Origin of the sequence: Vibrio sp. Vb1337 (assembly GCF_033338715.1) — a bacterium.
In the GTDB taxonomy this organism is placed as follows: domain Bacteria; phylum Pseudomonadota; class Gammaproteobacteria; order Enterobacterales; family Vibrionaceae; genus Vibrio; species Vibrio alginolyticus.
Genome location: NZ_JAWOTD010000021.1, coordinates 13,734 through 30,252, shown reverse-complemented (window position 1 = coordinate 30,252; position 16,519 = coordinate 13,734). Strand labels below are relative to the sequence as shown.

The 16,519-nt window shown below is 44.4% G+C and carries 13 protein-coding genes; 5 read left to right on the top strand and 8 right to left on the bottom strand.

Annotated elements, in window-relative coordinates; translation table 11 throughout:
• The first annotated feature begins 166 nt into the window (after positions 1–166).
• Entirely contained in the window at positions 167–1,399 is a 1,233-nt protein-coding gene (gene serA / locus R7E42_RS19325) for a phosphoglycerate dehydrogenase (RefSeq protein ID WP_005384551.1), read from the top strand.
• A 71-nt stretch (positions 1,400–1,470) separates the two neighbouring features.
• On the opposite strand, the gene R7E42_RS19320 is transcribed toward serA, so the two are convergent.
• Positions 1,471–2,163: an oxidative stress defense protein gene (locus R7E42_RS19320; RefSeq protein ID WP_167415450.1), complete on the bottom strand. Its 693-nt coding sequence runs from the start codon at positions 2,161–2,163 to the stop codon at positions 1,471–1,473.
• A 208-nt stretch (positions 2,164–2,371) separates the two neighbouring features.
• The gene (locus R7E42_RS19315) at positions 2,372–3,268 is read right to left on the bottom strand and encodes a LysR family transcriptional regulator ArgP (RefSeq protein WP_005380990.1); all 897 of its coding nucleotides are present in this window, start codon (positions 3,266–3,268) and stop codon (positions 2,372–2,374) included.
• Between the two features lie 147 nt (positions 3,269–3,415).
• Here R7E42_RS19315 and R7E42_RS19310 point away from each other — a divergent pair, with 147 nt between their 5' ends.
• Positions 3,416–4,045, top strand: a complete 630-nt coding sequence (locus tag R7E42_RS19310) for a LysE/ArgO family amino acid transporter (protein WP_213963118.1) — start codon at positions 3,416–3,418, stop codon at positions 4,043–4,045.
• 26 nt (positions 4,046–4,071) lie between these two features.
• A complete protein-coding gene (locus R7E42_RS19305) occupies positions 4,072–4,554 on the top strand; it encodes a YbaK/EbsC family protein (RefSeq protein WP_005380994.1) in 483 nt (160 codons plus the stop codon).
• Between the two features lie 47 nt (positions 4,555–4,601).
• On the opposite strand, the gene mscS is transcribed toward R7E42_RS19305, so the two are convergent.
• The 5 genes from mscS to R7E42_RS19280 all read right to left on the bottom strand — a co-directional run bounded on the left by mscS (position 4,602) and on the right by R7E42_RS19280 (position 11,567).
• A complete protein-coding gene (gene mscS, locus R7E42_RS19300) occupies positions 4,602–5,468 on the bottom strand; it encodes a small-conductance mechanosensitive channel MscS (protein ID WP_005384548.1) in 867 nt (288 codons plus the stop codon).
• Between the two features lie 424 nt (positions 5,469–5,892).
• Positions 5,893–6,969 carry a class II fructose-bisphosphate aldolase gene (gene fbaA, locus R7E42_RS19295; protein WP_005380996.1) on the bottom strand — a complete coding sequence of 359 codons (1,077 nt, stop codon included), beginning with the start codon at positions 6,967–6,969 and terminating at the stop codon, positions 5,893–5,895.
• Between the two features lie 154 nt (positions 6,970–7,123).
• Positions 7,124–8,284 carry a phosphoglycerate kinase gene (locus tag R7E42_RS19290; protein WP_005384547.1) on the bottom strand — a complete coding sequence of 387 codons (1,161 nt, stop codon included), beginning with the start codon at positions 8,282–8,284 and terminating at the stop codon, positions 7,124–7,126.
• 151 nt (positions 8,285–8,435) lie between these two features.
• Entirely contained in the window at positions 8,436–9,473 is a 1,038-nt protein-coding gene (gene epd, locus R7E42_RS19285) for an erythrose-4-phosphate dehydrogenase (protein WP_005384545.1), read from the bottom strand.
• A 135-nt stretch (positions 9,474–9,608) separates the two neighbouring features.
• A complete protein-coding gene (locus R7E42_RS19280; protein ID WP_053306783.1) occupies positions 9,609–11,567 on the bottom strand; it encodes a ligand-gated channel protein in 1,959 nt (652 codons plus the stop codon).
• Between the two features lie 140 nt (positions 11,568–11,707).
• Here R7E42_RS19280 and R7E42_RS19275 point away from each other — a divergent pair, with 140 nt between their 5' ends.
• Complete coding sequence (locus tag R7E42_RS19275) at positions 11,708–12,601, top strand: LysR family transcriptional regulator (protein WP_017633561.1); 894 nt, start codon at positions 11,708–11,710, stop codon at positions 12,599–12,601.
• Positions 12,602–12,692: 91 nt separating this feature from the next.
• Here R7E42_RS19275 and tkt read toward each other — a convergent pair whose 3' ends face one another.
• Positions 12,693–14,687: a transketolase gene (tkt, locus tag R7E42_RS19270; RefSeq protein WP_005381028.1), complete on the bottom strand. Its 1,995-nt coding sequence runs from the start codon at positions 14,685–14,687 to the stop codon at positions 12,693–12,695.
• A gap of 315 nt (positions 14,688–15,002) precedes the next feature.
• Between tkt and metK the strand changes: the two genes are divergently transcribed.
• On the top strand, positions 15,003–16,157 hold the full coding sequence (gene metK / locus R7E42_RS19265; RefSeq protein ID WP_005381027.1) for a methionine adenosyltransferase: 1,155 nt from the start codon (positions 15,003–15,005) through the stop codon (positions 16,155–16,157).
• Positions 16,158–16,519: the final 362 nt, after the last annotated feature.

The following is a 16,519-nucleotide window of genomic DNA, read 5'->3' as shown; positions in this document are numbered from 1 at the left end:
TCCGTAATTTTCTTACCCAAAGCAATTTTTTTTTGTTACTTTATTGAACAGAAGACGCACAGGGAAACGTTTGTCTTCCTACAAAACTGTTAATTATCCCCTTTTTAATAGTTTTGTCCAATGTGCGCCACATTAGCCCACCTTTCCATTTTAAGGACGAGAAAAAATGGCCAAAGTTTCACTGGAAAAAGAAAAGATTAAGATCCTCTTGTTAGAGGGACTCCACCCTTCTTCAGTTGAAGTTCTTCAAGCAGCTGGTTATACCAACATTGAATACCATAAAGGTTCCCTTCCGGAAGAAGAACTAATTGAAGCGGTAAAAGACGTACACTTCATTGGTATCCGCTCCCGTACGAACCTATCCGAAGAGGTAATCAATGCGGCGAACAAGCTGGTTGCAATTGGCTGTTTTTGTATTGGTACTAACCAAGTAAACCTAGACGCAGCAGCAAAACGCGGTATTCCTGTCTTTAATGCACCATTCTCTAACACTCGAAGCGTGGCAGAGCTTGTACTTGGGCAAATCCTTTTACTAGTGCGTGGTATTCCTGAAAAGAATGCACTTGCACATCGCGGTATTTGGAAGAAAAGTGCAGACAACTCTTACGAAGCTCGTGGTAAGTGCCTTGGCATTATCGGATACGGTCACATTGGTACTCAGCTTGGTATTATTGCCGAAAACTTAGGTATGCGCGTTTACTACTACGATATTGAGAACAAACTGTCCCTTGGTAATGCGACGCAAGTACATACCATGAGTGAACTACTGAACAAATGTGATGTGATTTCTTTGCACGTTCCCGAAACACCGGAAACGAAAAACATGATGGGTGAAGCTGAATTTGCTCGAATGAAACCAGGTTCCATCTTTATCAACGCGGCACGTGGCACCGTTGTGGATATTCCTGCACTTTGCCATAGCTTAGAAGCTGGTCACCTTGCTGGCGCTGCAATTGATGTATTCCCAACTGAACCAAAAACGAATGCTGACCCGTTCGAGTCTCCTTTACAAAAATTCGATAACGTCATTCTCACTCCACACGTTGGTGGTTCAACACAAGAAGCACAAGAAAATATCGGCTTAGAAGTGGCGGGTAAACTGGCTAAGTACTCTGATAACGGATCGACACTTTCAAGCGTAAACTTCCCTGAAGTGTCATTACCAGAACACAGTGGTGAGTGTTCTCGTCTGCTTCATATCCACAAGAACCGTCCTGGTATCCTAACTCAGATCAACACCATCTTTGCTGAAGAAGGCATTAACATTGCCGCGCAGTACCTACAAACAGCCGCTGAAATAGGCTACGTAGTGATCGACGTTGAAACTGAGCGCTCAGAAGAAGCTCTAACAAAGCTCAAAAACATTGAAGGCACAATCCGTGCCCGTATCCTTCACTAAACAGTGAAACAGAAACGACAAAGGCAGGGGTTATGACTCCCTGCCTTTTGCTTTTTACTGTTTGCTAAGCCTTACTTTAGCTTATAAATGACATCGACTTGATCGCGAATGATCATAGTTGAATCTTGGTAGCTATTCGCTCCTTCTTTACTATCCATCGCCATTGAACGCATTAACACAGGCTGAACGTGCATCTGTCTGTAATTGATCTGCCATACATCGCCCAACTTTTTCTCAAAACCAGTCGCTAATGACCCTGCTTTTTCTCTTGCGTCCTTAATCGCAGCCATTCGTGCCTTTTGCTGATACTCGGCTTGGTTGCTTACCTTAAGTTGAATATTATCAACCTGATTAATTCCCGCTTCTAACGCCATATCTAGGTATTGGTTAAGGTTTTTCAGATCCGTCACCGTGACATCAATACTGCGAGATGCTCGATACCCAACAAGTTCTGCTTTCCCTGATTTAGGGTAATGGTACTGAGGAGCAAGGTATAAATTCGAGCTAGTAATATTGTCTTTTGACAAGCCGGCATCCGATAAGCTTTTTAGAAACTCTTCAACGGTTTTATCTACGGACAATTTCGCTTGTTCAGCCGTCATTGTCGTATCGACTACTTTTACAGAAAACGTAGCCATATCAGGTGTGGCCGTCACTTCGCCATACCCCGTTGTCGTAACATGAGCAAACACTGGCGTATTCGCCAAAACTGAAGCACTGGTAAGGCTGAGTGCTGAAGCCAGCAAAAATGAATACAATTTCATTCAATAAATCCATCCATACAAAATTAAGTACTTAATCTCAGATTCCAACATCACTATCATGGCTGAGAAAGCGTGTGGTTTCATAATAGAAACTTCCGCCGATTATCCAAGCACCCATAGTGACTTCTAACACAACTTTGACTATGTAACATTGGCGTAATTTTTAAACAAAACATACTTAAGTTAACGATATGCAGCTCTGACAAACTTATTGAGGTAGATGCTGCTGCGCATACCCCACTATCGCGTGTGAGATTTCTTGTAATACCCCAGTTTCTAACTGCCAGTGGTGCCAATAAATCCGATGGGACATTAAAAAACCTGGAGTCACATCAACCAACACACCTCTGTCTAATTCGTCGGTAATTTGCAAGCGGGGGATCAAGCAATAAGCAACACCAGCTAACGCCACTTTTAGAAACGCTTCAGAACTACTGATGTTGTGATGAATAACGCTGTCAGGATTGACGTTAAAATGCTCGGTAAGAAATGTTTTATGTAGATCATCATATTGGTCATATGAAACGGCCGGTGCTTTTGCCAATGTCTGATTATTTACGCCTTTAGAAAAATAACGCTGATAGAACTCTGGGCTCGCGACACAAACATAATCGATGCGACCTAAATAGTCTGCTCTGCATCCGGGGATTGGCTGGGACTCCAAGCTGATCGCTCCTGTCACTTCGCCACTTTTGAGTTTTTCAATAGAGCGGTATTCACCATAGATAGTCAGTTTTAGTTCAACTTGACGCTGCTTCATAACATTTTGCAGCGCTGGCAGTAGCCATGTTGCAAGGCTATCTGCATTAGTCGCTAAAGAGAGTTGCACAGGTCGCGTACTGGTATCATTCTTTAGTTCGGGGAGAATTTCATGCTCTAGCAAGCGTACTCGCCGATAAAGACCCAACAATTTTTTACCAATTGGCGTTGGCTTAGGTGGCTGGCTTCGAATTAAAACAGGCTGCGCGAGAAACTTCTCTAACTGCTTGATACGTTGAGAAATGGCGGATTGAGAAACAAATAAATGCTCGGCAGCACGCTCAAAGCTACCCTGATAAACTATAGCATCTAATGCCTCAATCCATTTGTAATCTAACCCTCGCATACCTTTCCTCTCACTCCTGATCAAACGCCTCCCGTTAAATTAGCCTATCTAATGTAAGATTAAAATCATTAATTATACTTATTTAGATAAACGCTTTATCTTTCCCCTTTCTATAAATGTATTTGTTATTTTGAAGTGAGGTGAAGTGTGAGCTTGTGGGTTCTATTGCAAGGTTTTGGTTTAGGAGCATCAATGATCATTCCGATCGGGGCGCAAAATGCGTATGTTTTAAATCAAGGCATAAAGCGTAACCACCACCTAACAACCGCCACTATTTGTAGCGTGCTAGATATGATTTTCATCTCTCTAGGTATCTTTGGTGGTGGTGCAATTCTGTCTCAAAATGAAATCTTACTGACGTCGGTGACACTTGGTGGTATTGCTTTCTTGAGCTTCTATGGACTGCTCTCGCTTAAAAGTGCTTTTAATCCAGAGAGTGAATCGGAATCTAAAGGGGAGATTGTAGCTCGAGGTCGTCGAACGGTTATTCTAGGTGCGTTAGCTGTCACTGTGCTTAATCCGCACTTATATTTAGATACAGTCGTTATTCTAGGTTCGATCGGTGGACAATTTGAAGGCCATGATCGCATTGCTTTTGCACTAGGTACGATTATGGCTTCCTTTGTTTGGTTCTACACTTTATCGATAGGAGCAGCCAAACTAGGTCCAACACTCTCTCAACCAAAAGTGAAAAAAACCATCGACATTGCAATCGCAATGATGATGTTCACAATAGCGTATATCTTAGCGAGTGAGCTTATTGATAAGTATTGGTAATCACCAGGTAGTAAGGCAGCAAAGACATGGAGTCACTAAAACGTATTTATAACAACAATAGAGAGCGATTCAACGCGCTCTCTATTCCTTTTCGGGAATGGCAGCACGAAGCCATCTTAGACTTTGAGACAGATATACGCATTGCGAGAGAGCTTGGTTGGACGGGTACGCATACCAAAAGCCTCTTTTTAACACTCAAAGGACAAGGTTACGCGGTTTATCTGACAGATAAGGACTCGCGCCTCGATGCCAAGCAGATTAAAGCGATTACAGGTAAACGTCCCTCTATTTGTAATGACGATGAAATGGTCGAAGTGTTAGGTTGCGTACCCGGCGCGGTTTGCCCAATAGGCTTACCGGAATACATCACTATCATTGTTGATACCAATCTCTATCAACATCAAGAGTTGCTCTATACGCCTGGCTTACCTGAGTTCACATTTGGATTTGCAGGTAAACATCTAAAACGCCTCTTACTTGCTGGTCATCACACCCTTTACGAAATATAAAAAAGCGAGGCCTATTGGCCTCGCTTTCGAATATCGACTGCTTTTGATTAAGCGTCGACTTTGTTCAGGTGAACATCCATTTGTGGGAATGGAATCTCGATACCATTTTCATCCAATGCTTCTTTAATACCTTGCATTGCATCAAAGTATACGCCCCAGTAATCTGCAGTTTTCACCCATGGACGAACCACAAAGTTAACTGAAGAGTCTGCTAACGTAAGTACACCAATTGTGATATCTGGGTCTTTCAAGATACGTGGATCTTTCTCTAGCGTCTCACGAATCACTTTCTTCGTTAGTTTAAGGTCTGCTTTGTATGAAACACCAATCACTAGGTCGACACGTCGTGTCGCATGGCGAGAGTAGTTAGTAATGGCACCGCCGATAACTGAAGAGTTAGGCACAACAACCATTTTGTTGTCTGGTGTTTTTAGAACTGTTTGGAAGATTTGAATTGCTTCAACACTACCCGCTACACCACCGATTTCTACGTAGTCGCCTGATTTGAATGGACGGAACGCAACAATAAGTACGCCTGCTGCAAAGTTTGATAGTGAACCTTGTAGTGCAAGACCAACAGCAAGACCTGCCGCACCAATCACAGCAACAACAGAAGCGGTTTGAACTCCTAATCGACCAAGAGCCGCGATTAGCACGATTACAAATAGCAAGTAACGAACAAGACCGTGAATAAATTCAACGACGGCCTTATCCATGTTTTTCTTTTCTAGTACTTTAGAAACACTACCAGCGACTGCCTTAACGATAAGATTACCGATAAACAGAATAAGCACCGCAGAGATAATGTTCACACCGTACTGAACCAGTAGATCTGAATTGTTTGTCAGCCAAGTTTCAGCCTGAGTTAGACCATCCGTTAAAGTGGTATCGATACCCACCGATTCACCTGCCATAATTCTTATCCTCAAAAATAAAGAGATATAAATCCAATTGCCGTTAATTTATGAACCTTGTTTTTTAAAGGCTCTTTTCTAAAACAACATCCCTATTGCTCCACTGAACAGTGTCAGATTTTTGGCACAATATCCCAACTCTGACTTTTTTCAAAGTCAGAGTTTCGCAAAGATATGCAAAACAAGACTTTATCAGAGCTTTCTGACACTGACTTGTTACAGGTTACGCAATGCACTCTGATTTCGCCACTCTTAAGACTGATATTCCCATGTTTTCTTTAAAAAAACGTTAAAGGTGAGATATCTCACTAGCAAATACAATCTAACGCATAAAAATATCGGGAGAAAGCAGCCGGGAAAAAAATGATAGACATAAAAAAACCCGCTCAAAGAGCGGGTTTTTAGGTAACTTAATCAGTAACGATTATAGTACGTCAACTGCGTTAAGGTCAGCAAATGCTTGCTCTAGACGAGTAACCATTGAAGCTTGGCCTGCACGTAGCCATACGCGTGGATCGTAGTACTTCTTGTTTGGTGCATCTTCACCAGTTGGGTTACCGATCTGACCTTGTAGGTAATCGTGGTTTTCAGCTTCGAACTTACGGATACCATCCCAAGTAGCCCACTGTGTATCAGTATCGATGTTCATTTTGATTACACCGTAGCCGATAGATTCACGGATTTCTTCTAGAGAAGAACCTGAACCGCCGTGGAATACGAAGTTTAGAGAGTTCGCTGGAAGACCGAATTTCTCAGAAACGTGCGCTTGAGAATCACGTAGGATAGTTGGAGTTAGTACAACGTTACCTGGCTTGTATACGCCGTGTACGTTACCGAAAGATGCTGCGATAGTGAAACGGTGGCTGATTGCGCTTAGTTTCTCGTATGCGTATGCAACGTCTTCTGGAGAAGTGTATAGTTCAGACGCATCCATATCAGAGTTGTCAACGCCGTCTTCTTCACCACCAGTACAACCTAGTTCGATTTCTAGAGTCATGTTCATTTTAGCCATGCGCTCTAGGTACTTAGCAGAAATTTCGATGTTCTCTTCTAGAGACTCTTCAGAAAGGTCGATCATGTGAGAAGAGAATAGTGGCTTACCAGTTTGCGCGAAGTACTCTTCACCAGCGTCTAGTAGACCGTCGATCCAAGGAAGTAGTTTCTTAGCTGCGTGGTCAGTGTGTAGGATTACTGGAACACCGTAAGCTTCAGCTACAGCGTGAACGTATTTCGCACCAGCAACAGCACCTAGGATTTGAGCTTCTTGACCTTCAAGTTTTAGACCTTTACCAGCAAAGAAAGCAGCGCCACCGTTAGAGAACTGAACGATAACTGGAGCTTTAACTTTTGCAGCTGCTTCAAGTACTGCGTTTACAGAGTCAGTACCCACACAGTTTACTGCTGGAAGTGCAAAGCTGTTTTCTTTTGCAACTTCAAATACTTTCTGAACGTCATCGCCAGAGATAACACCTGGTTTTACGAAGTCGAAGATCTTAGACATGGATGTAATCCTATTTATCTGTCGTTTTTAAACAAAACTTGTTAAGTTGAAAATCTTGCAAACGTTTGCTCACAACTGAGGCTATTCTAGCAGAGTTCCTCACACGTTGCAGCAAACAAGAAAGCGGGAGAATCACTCCCCCGCTTTGCTTTAATTACTTAGCGCGTGCTTCTAGCATTTCTACTGCTGGAAGAACTTTACCTTCTACGAACTCAAGGAAAGCGCCGCCGCCAGTAGAGATGTAAGATACATCCGCTTTGATACCGAACTTGTCGATAGCCGCTAGCGTGTCACCACCACCAGCAACAGAGAAGCCTTCAGAAGCTGCGATAGCTTCAGAGATACCTTTAGTACCTGCTTCGAAGTTCTTGAATTCGAATACGCCTACTGGACCATTCCATAGGATAGTCTTAGCGTTTTTAAGGATTTCAGCTAGTTCAGCAGTTGAATCTGGACCAAGGTCGAAGATCATGTCGTCGTCTTGTACTTCAGAAACGTGCTTGATTTCAGCTTCTGCGTTCTCGTCAAATGCTTTCGCACATGCAACGTCAGTTGCTACTGGAATTGCACACTCGTCCATTAGCTTCTTAGCTGTTTCAACTAGGTCTGCTTCGTATAGAGACTTACCAACGTTGTGGCCAGCAGCTGCGATGAATGTGTTAGCAATACCACCACCAACAACGAGTTGGTCAGCGATTTTAGATAGAGACTCAAGAACCGTTAGCTTAGTAGATACTTTTGAACCACCAACGATAGCAACCATTGGGCGAGCTGGCTTGTCCATTGCTTTGCCTAGCGCTTCTAGTTCGTTCGCTAGTAGAGGACCAGCACATGCTACGTCTGCGTGCATACCAACGCCGTGAGTAGATGCTTGAGCACGGTGAGCCGTACCGAATGCGTCCATTACGAATACGTCACATAGTGCTGCGTATTTCTTAGATAGCTCTTCGTCGTTTTTCTTTTCGCCTTTGTTGAAGCGAACGTTTTCAAGAACAACAAGTTCACCCGCATTTAGCTCTAGGCCATCTAGGTAGTCTTTTGCTAGCTTCACTTCGCAATCTAGTGCGTCGTTTAGGTAATTAACAACTGGTTGTAGAGAGAACTCTTCAGCGTATTCACCTTCAGTTGGGCGACCTAGGTGAGACGTAACCATTACTTTAGCGCCTGCTTCTAGGCAGTGCTTAATAGTTGGAAGAGATGCGATGATACGTGCATCCGAAGTTACTTTACCGTCTTTTACTGGCACGTTTAGGTCAGCACGGATAAATACACGTTTACCTGCAAGATCCAGGTCAGTCATCTTGATTACAGACATGATGTGTCCTCTCAAATATTTAATAATTAAAGTTTTTGAAAACTCGGCAACCCTGCCAAGCCTGTTAATTCTTCAAACTGGTTATAGATATGGAGATATTATGGATTTATTTCAAGGCTAGAAATAAAAATTCTCCATCACTTCTTCGTCATTACTGTTCCACTTGCGAAGAAGCTTGCATTGCTAAGGCAGTATCCAGCATCCGGTTAGCAAAGCCCCATTCGTTGTCGCACCAAACGAGCATTTTTACGAGTTGCCCGTTACTCACTCTAGTCTGGCTTCCATCCACAATCGCACTATGGGGGTCGTGGTTAAAGTCGATGGAAACGAGTGGCGATTCAGTATAGTCAACAATGTTACGTAATGTACACTGAGATGCGTTAACAATGGTTTGATTTACGTCATTAACTTTCACATTTGTACTAATTGTGACACTTAAATCCATTGCAGTGACGTTAACCGTTGGAACACGAACAGAAATTGCTTCGAATTTGTTGGAAAATTTCGGGAAGATTCTTTCAATCCCCTTATGCAACTTAGTGTCCACCGGAATAATAGATTGGCTTGCAGCGCGGGTACGGCGTAAGTCGTTATGATACGCATCAATTACTTGTTGATCGTTCATGGACGAATGAATTGTGGTAATGGTGCCAGACTCTATGCCGAAGGCTTCGTCTAATACTTTAATGATGGGAACGATACAGTTGGTGGTGCAAGAGCCATTGGAGACAACACGGTGCTCGTCTTTCAGAGTTTCGTGGTTCACGCCATAGATAATCGTATTATCTAGGTCGTTTGCGCCCGGGTGCGAAAACAGTACTTTCTTCGCGCCTGCTTCTATATGCGCTTGCCCATCCGCTTGCGAACCAAATACGCCAGTGCAATCCAAGACGATATCAACTTCTAAATCACGCCAAGGAAGTAATTCGATTTCGGAGAGGTGGAGAATGCGAATGGAATCATATTCACCGCTGTCATGATGAACATGCAAATGTTCTTGGTCATGGGAAATTTTTTTACCAAAGCGACCATGACTGGTGTCATATTGCAGTAGGTGTGCCATCGCCTCTGGCTGTGCTAGTTCGTTTACCGCCACAACCTTGATCTGCTGGTGTTTTCCGCTTTCATACACCGCTCGCAGAACATTACGACCTATACGTCCAAATCCATTGATCGCAACCTTTAGCATTTATCCTTCGCCCTACCAAAAATTTCGTGTCACAGATACTACCTGATCAGGCTGACAAACGCACCTGTTGAATCAAAGTAAAGCAGGATTAAAAAAGGTCGAGACTATGCTCGACCTTATTACAACGATAGATAATTAAAATGCGACGTCTAAACCTAACCAGTAGCGACGACCATCTTCAATATATCCATATTCTTCGTAACTGATTTCCTCGTCCAGCAAGTTATAGATAGCGCCTTTAATACGAGTATTGTCGGTTAACTGGTATGTCACACCAGCGTCCACAAAGGTATAAGCTGGTTCTACAATACTGTTTCTTGATGGGCCAGTAACCGGATCCATTTCTTTACCTCGGTACGTGACTTTCGCCCAGCTCTCTAGATCTGTTGTCGTTTGCCAAGTCACATCCACATTAAACAGATGCTTTGGTAACTGCTGCAGCGGCATGCCTTTGTATTCACCTGTTTTTTGCTCTGAGTCGGTAAATGTGTAGCTCGAGCTAAGGTAAATGGTTTCCGTTAACGGCGATGCTAAGGTCGCTTCAATACCTTGTGTGACGGCTTCATCCACGTTAATACGGTACGTTGGATCTGCGCCCCATTGGTTTGGACCATCAGTACAGATAGTGTCTGGACAAACAACACGTGTGATCTTGTCTTTGAATTCGTTATGGAACGCTGTCAAAGAGACATCTAAGCCAGAATCACCTTGATACAAGACGCTGATTTCTTTGTTTAGCGACGTTTCAGGGTCAAGATCTGGGTTACCGTAGATATTACCGCCACCACTGACTTGCGCCCAGCCAGGAGTAATTTCACGTAATTGTGGAGAACGGAAACCTGTTGCCACACCGCCTTTCACCGTCCAAGACGGATCAACTCGCCATACACCGTAAACACGCGGACTAAAATGCGCGCCATAGTTTTCGTCATGATCTAGACGGCCGCCAAGCGTAACGCTAAACGGATCAGCAATTCTCCATTCATCTTCAATGAAAACAGCCCACTGCGTATTCGATGTTTCAGTCTTCGATGACGCTTTGTTGGAGGTGAAATCCTCAAGCTCTGCATGAGTAGCGTCCACACCCGTCGTCAACGTATGGTTTCCAATACCAGTCACCAAGCTCGATTTGAACGTGGTGTTGGTGATCGTCATCTCACGAGATTTGTTCTCGCTCTCTTCTCGCTGTAAGTAAGTATCTGAAATTCCCACCGAATCCCAATCACCGTTGTGGCTTACCGTTACGTAATTACGACGATATTCATTCAGTGAATCTTCACACCCACCACGACACCCTGTGGTCGGCACTGAAAGGCCCACATTGCCACGACGACTTTGTGCCGACGTGCCGCCCTCTAATTGCACCGAGTGGCGATCATTAATCTGGTAAGTCAGTTTTGAAGAGATACTCTGCATATCTTTATCTTCATAACCGTATTCGATGTCATCTTCTTCTCTGGTTGTGTACTGACCATATACTTGGAGAGATAAATTTTCAGCCAACGGACCATTAACGAAAAAGTTCGCGCTCTGCTCTCCCCCTGAGCGACTATTCTCTTGTAGTACCGTGCCCAGTTGAACATTACCCGTCCACTCTAGCGCATCTTTTCGTGTGATGACGTTAATCACACCACCAATCGCATCAGAACCGTAAAGCGTCGACATTGGGCCACGAATAACTTCGATTCGCTCAATCGCTTGAAGAGGAGGTAACCAACCTTGTTCGATACCAGGGCCGTCACTATTTGGACGAGTTTCACGCGTACTTTGACGTTTACCATCGACCAGTATCAAAGTGTATTTAGAACCCATACCACGGATACTAATGTCGGTGGTATCACCACCACCTGTCACGACAACACCTGGCACACTTTTTAGTGCATCAGTCACATCGCGGTAATAACGGGAGTCCAACTCCTCACGTGAAATCACACTAATACTTGCAGGCGCGTCCGCTTGAGATTGCTCATAACTTGATGCAGTTACAACCACTGTTTCCATTTTAGAAACTGCATCATTGGCAAAAACATGAGGGACACTGACGAAGGCTAAAATACCAGTTGCGGTAATAACTGGCAGTCTAAGAGTAGACATCTACATCTCCATAATTGATAATGATTATTATTTTCGAAAGTGAATTATTCACAAATAGAATGAGATGCATAGTGAGAGTTATGGAACGGTTCTTTCCATTTATGGAACTCGTACATAACGCAGTAAGGAGTAAAAGAAATATGCACGACTTAGCATCAATTAGAGCCTTTGATGCGCTCAATCAGCATAAAAGTTTGACAGCCGCTGCTAAAGCCCTTAATCAGCCAAAATCAACGCTAAGTCGTCGCTTGGCACAATTAGAAGAAGACTTCGGTCAGGCTCTAACCGCCAGACAAGGTAATCGATTAGTTCTGACAAGAGCTGGAGAAATCTTTGCCCACTACAGCCGCCAGATTCTTGAGTTAAGCGAAGAGAGTTATGATGCACTGCAAGGTTTAACGAACCAAGTTTCAGGGCCACTGCATATTGTTTGTCATACTGCCTTAGTTAGAAGCTGGCTCGGCGGCGTACTCAATCGTTTTCTTGCTGATAATCCCGATGTTAGAGTTCAACTTACCAGTGACTTTTCTGAGGCGCATCATGACCCAGATTTGTTCATCTGGCTCGGTGAACGTAAAGAGCTAGACTGGCGAAAAGAAGTGCTGGGGGTATTTCGCTATACGCCTTTTGCCTCTCCAAATTATCTAAAACAACATGGGCCTATACCGCACCCCAAAGAACTTGAAGCACATCCATGGATCGATTTTGGTTCAGTGCAAGAAAATGGATTGATGCTAGCACACCCTCAACACGGTGAGTTCTTTTTAGAACCCTTTGTTAGTCGCTTATACAGCGACAACATAGCAATGCAAATAGACAGTATCGCGAATGGTCATGGTATTGGACTGCTGCCGACTTGGACAGCATGCGGCTATGAGAAACATCACCCAGGGCGAATCACACCTTGCTTAGAAGGTTGGCTTTCTGAGCCTATTTCCATTAACTGCTATACACCAGCAGGACGACCACCACTGCGCTTATCCGTACTTTTAGACTGCATTCACCAAAGCATTCCACAAGGTTGGAAAACCTGACAAAAATAAAAAGGCCATCATAATGATGGCCTTTCTAACTTTAGCGTTTAACAATCGTCGTTTACGTTCGACTGTTTAGACGGTCCTGCAATTACGCTAGCAATTCTTTAGCTGTGTTCACTACGTTTTCAGTCGTGAAGCCAAACATCTCGAATAGCTGACCAGCAGGTGCTGATTCACCGAATGTTGTCATACCGATGATGCGACCGTCGAAGCCTACGTACTTGTACCAGAAATCCGCAATGCCCGCTTCAATAGCGATACGTGCCGTTACGTCTGATGGCAGTACAGATTCACGGTAAGCAGCGTCTTGTTTGTCGAATGCGTCTGTTGATGGCATTGAAACAACGCGTACTTTCTTGCCTTCTGAAGTTAGTTGCTCAGCGGCTTTCACTGCAAGCTCAACCTCAGAACCTGTTGCGATAAGGATTAGCTCAGGCTTACCTTCGCTATCTTTCAGGATGTAAGCACCTTTCGCGATGTCTGCGACTTGTTCAGCAGTACGCTCTTGTTGCGCTAGGTTTTGACGAGAGAAGATAAGTGCAGTTGGTGCATCTTTACGTTCAATCGCTAGTTTCCATGCAACTGCAGACTCAACTTGGTCACATGGGCGCCATGTGCTCATGTTTGGAGTTACACGTAGAGACGCCATTTGCTCAACAGGTTGGTGAGTTGGGCCATCTTCGCCAAGACCGATCGAATCATGCGTGTAAACTTGGATGTTCTGAATTTTCATCAGCGCAGCCATACGCATTGCGTTACGAGCGTATTCCATGAACATTAGGAATGTTGCGCCGTAAGGAACGAAACCACCGTGCAATGCGATACCGTTGATGATAGCAGTCATACCGAATTCGCGTACACCGTAGTGGATGTAGTTGCCAGAGAAGTCCTCCGTTTCTAGAGACTTAGAACCAGACCACATGGTCAGGTTAGAAGGCGCTAGGTCAGCAGAACCACCCATAAACTCAGGAAGCATTTGACCAAACGCTTCTAGTGCATTTTGCGATGCTTTACGTGATGCAATGTTCGCTGGGTTTGCTTGAAGATCAGCAATGATTTGGTTCGCTTTTTCTTCCCACTGTGCAGGAAGTTCGCCGTTTAGACGACGTTTAAGCTCTGCCGCTTCAGCAGGGTAAGCTGCAGCGTATGCTTCGAATTTTTCATTCCAAGCTGCTTCTTTCGCGGCGCCCGCTTCTTTTGCATCCCACTCAGCGTAAACATCTGCCGGGATCTCAAATGGGCCGTACTCCCAACCTAGGTATTCGCGAGCCGCTTGGATTTCATCGTGACCTAGTGGTGCACCGTGACAGTCATGCGAACCAGACTTGTTAGGAGAACCGAAACCGATAATTGTTTTGGTACAGATAAGCGTAGGACGTGGGTCCGCTTTTGCTGCTTCAATTGCTGCGTTGATCGCGTCTGAGTCGTGACCATCGACTGCTGGGATTACATGCCAGCCGTACGCTTCAAAACGCTTAGGTGTATCGTCAGAGAACCAGCCTTCAACGTGACCGTCGATAGAAATGCCGTTGTCATCCCAAAACGCGATCAGTTTGCCTAGACCTAACGTCCCAGCAAGAGAGCATGCTTCATGCGAGATGCCTTCCATTAGACAGCCGTCACCCATGAACACATACGTAAAATGGTCAACGATATCGTGACCTTCTTTGTTGAACTGTGCCGCTAGTGCTTTCTCTGCGATCGCCATACCAACAGCGTTAGTGATGCCTTGACCTAGAGGACCAGTTGTTGTCTCGATACCAGGCGCGTAGCCGTACTCTGGGTGACCTGGGGTTTTTGAGTGCAATTGACGGAAGTTTTTCAGATCGTCAATAGATAGCTCGTAACCGCTTAAGTGCAGTAGAGAGTAAATAAGCATTGACCCATGACCGTTTGACAGCACAAAGCGATCGCGGTCGGCCCACTCTGGGTTTGAAGGGTTATGGTTTAGGTGAGAGCGCCAAAGAACTTCAGCGATATCAGCCATACCCATTGGTGCGCCTGGGTGGCCTGAGTTAGCTTGTTGAACACCATCCATGCTTAGAGCACGAATTGCATTGGCAAGATGTTTACGAGACGACATGTCTGCTCCTGAGTACATTAAGCGAAACGAAAAGTAGGTCATAATTCTCTCAAAGCCCTGTTGGGTGTGCAAACGTTTTCCAGTCCAAAACCTCACAAATATTGCACCTTTCGCGCCAAATCGTTCGAGGTTCTTAAAATTATCAATAAATCAGGCAAACGTTTGGTTATAACAAAAACCAAAAAAGAGCTTGTAATTCGAGCAATCAAATTTAGAATAGACGTCTAGATGTAGATACACCTACAAAAATTAGTATTAATTTGCGCTGGAGAGTTTATCATTCCCCAGTTTTAAACCAGATATAGTGGAGCTAACATGGCTAAGCACCTGTTTACTTCTGAGTCAGTATCAGAAGGTCATCCAGATAAAATTGCAGACCAGATTTCTGATGCGGTTCTTGACGCGATTCTAGAGCAAGATCCAAAGGCTCGTGTTGCATGTGAGACTTACGTTAAAACCGGTATGGTAATGGTGGGTGGTGAAATCACGACTTCAGCATGGGTAGACATCGAAGAGTTAACTCGTGAAACCGTTCGTGAAATCGGCTACGTACATTCAGATATGGGCTTTGACGCAGATTCTTGTGCGGTACTAAACACAATCGGTAAACAGTCGCCAGATATCAACCAAGGTGTTGATAAAGCTGACCCTAAAGAACAAGGTGCAGGCGACCAAGGCATCATGTTTGGTTACGCTTGTAACGAAACTGAAGTACTAATGCCAGCGCCAATTACTTACTCTCACCGTCTTGTTCAAAAGCAAGCAGAAGTTCGTAAAAACGGCACACTACCTTGGTTGCGTCCTGATGCAAAATCTCAGGTAACATTCCAATACGATCAAGGTAACATCGTTGGTATCGACGCGGTTGTTCTTTCAACTCAACACTGTGACTCAATCTCAACTTCAGACCTGCGTGAAGCGGTAATGGAAGAGATCATTAAGCCAGTGCTACCTTCTGAGTGGATCAACAAAGAAACAAACTTCTTCATTAATCCAACCGGTCGCTTCGTAATCGGTGGTCCTATGGGTGACTGTGGTCTAACTGGTCGTAAGATCATCGTAGATACCTACGGCGGCGCAGCTCGTCACGGTGGCGGTGCGTTTTCTGGTAAAGATCCATCAAAAGTTGACCGTAGTGCAGCATACGCAGCACGCTACGTAGCGAAAAACATCGTAGCGGCAGGCATGGCTGACCGTTGTGAGATCCAACTTTCTTACGCAATCGGTGTTGCTGATCCAACGTCTATCATGGTGGAAACGTTCGGTACTGAGAAAGTATCTCACGACATCATCATTGAAGCGGTTCGTCAATTCTTCGACCTACGTCCATACGGTCTACAAGAAATGCTTAACCTTCTTCAACCTATCTACAAGAAGACAGCGGCTTACGGTCACTTCGGTCGTGAAGAATTCCCGTGGGAAGCGACAGACAAAGCTGCACTTCTACGCGATTTCGCTGGCATCAAATAATCAAGCCAAGCAAGAATCAATCAAGCCCTCGCCTATGGCGGGGGCTTTTTATTTTCAGCAACTTTTATCCAGCCATTTCGGCTCATACCGCCCTGCCCCACAAAGCAGTCCTGTTTCTCCCTCATTTTTATACCGAATAAATTTTAAGCAATTATTTGTAAATTATCCCATCTCCGCCAATAGTTAAAATATTGTTAACTCCAATTTAAATAGAGACGTCGGATGCTGGCGACTGTGGAAGCAACACTTAAGTAAAGACATGAGTCAGGCATCTTTATGGCCGATACCAAACTAAGCCAATGCTCAGATGTAAACTTGAAAAAGTCGCTTCAAGTTTGACTGAACAAAAACCGCTGTCAGTT

Bases quoted from the DNA above. Each gene is read 5' to 3' on its own strand.
- serA (WP_005384551.1), top strand. From the start codon at position 167: ATGGCCAAAGTTTCACTGGAAAAAGAAAAGATTAAGATCCTCTTGTTA.
- R7E42_RS19320 (WP_167415450.1), bottom strand. From the start codon at position 2,163: ATGAAATTGTATTCATTTTTGCTGGCTTCAGCACTCAGCCTTACCAGT.
- R7E42_RS19315 (WP_005380990.1), bottom strand. From the start codon at position 3,268: ATGCGAGGGTTAGATTACAAATGGATTGAGGCATTAGATGCTATAGTT.
- R7E42_RS19305 (WP_005380994.1), top strand. From the start codon at position 4,072: ATGGAGTCACTAAAACGTATTTATAACAACAATAGAGAGCGATTCAAC.
- mscS (WP_005384548.1), bottom strand. From the start codon at position 5,468: ATGGCAGGTGAATCGGTGGGTATCGATACCACTTTAACGGATGGTCTA.
- fbaA (WP_005380996.1), bottom strand. From the start codon at position 6,969: ATGTCTAAGATCTTCGACTTCGTAAAACCAGGTGTTATCTCTGGCGAT.
- R7E42_RS19290 (WP_005384547.1), bottom strand. From the start codon at position 8,284: ATGTCTGTAATCAAGATGACTGACCTGGATCTTGCAGGTAAACGTGTA.
- epd (WP_005384545.1), bottom strand. From the start codon at position 9,473: ATGCTAAAGGTTGCGATCAATGGATTTGGACGTATAGGTCGTAATGTT.
- R7E42_RS19280 (WP_053306783.1), bottom strand. From the start codon at position 11,567: ATGTCTACTCTTAGACTGCCAGTTATTACCGCAACTGGTATTTTAGCC.
- R7E42_RS19275 (WP_017633561.1), top strand. From the start codon at position 11,708: ATGCACGACTTAGCATCAATTAGAGCCTTTGATGCGCTCAATCAGCAT.
- tkt (WP_005381028.1), bottom strand. From the start codon at position 14,687: ATGTCGTCTCGTAAACATCTTGCCAATGCAATTCGTGCTCTAAGCATG.
- metK (WP_005381027.1), top strand. From the start codon at position 15,003: ATGGCTAAGCACCTGTTTACTTCTGAGTCAGTATCAGAAGGTCATCCA.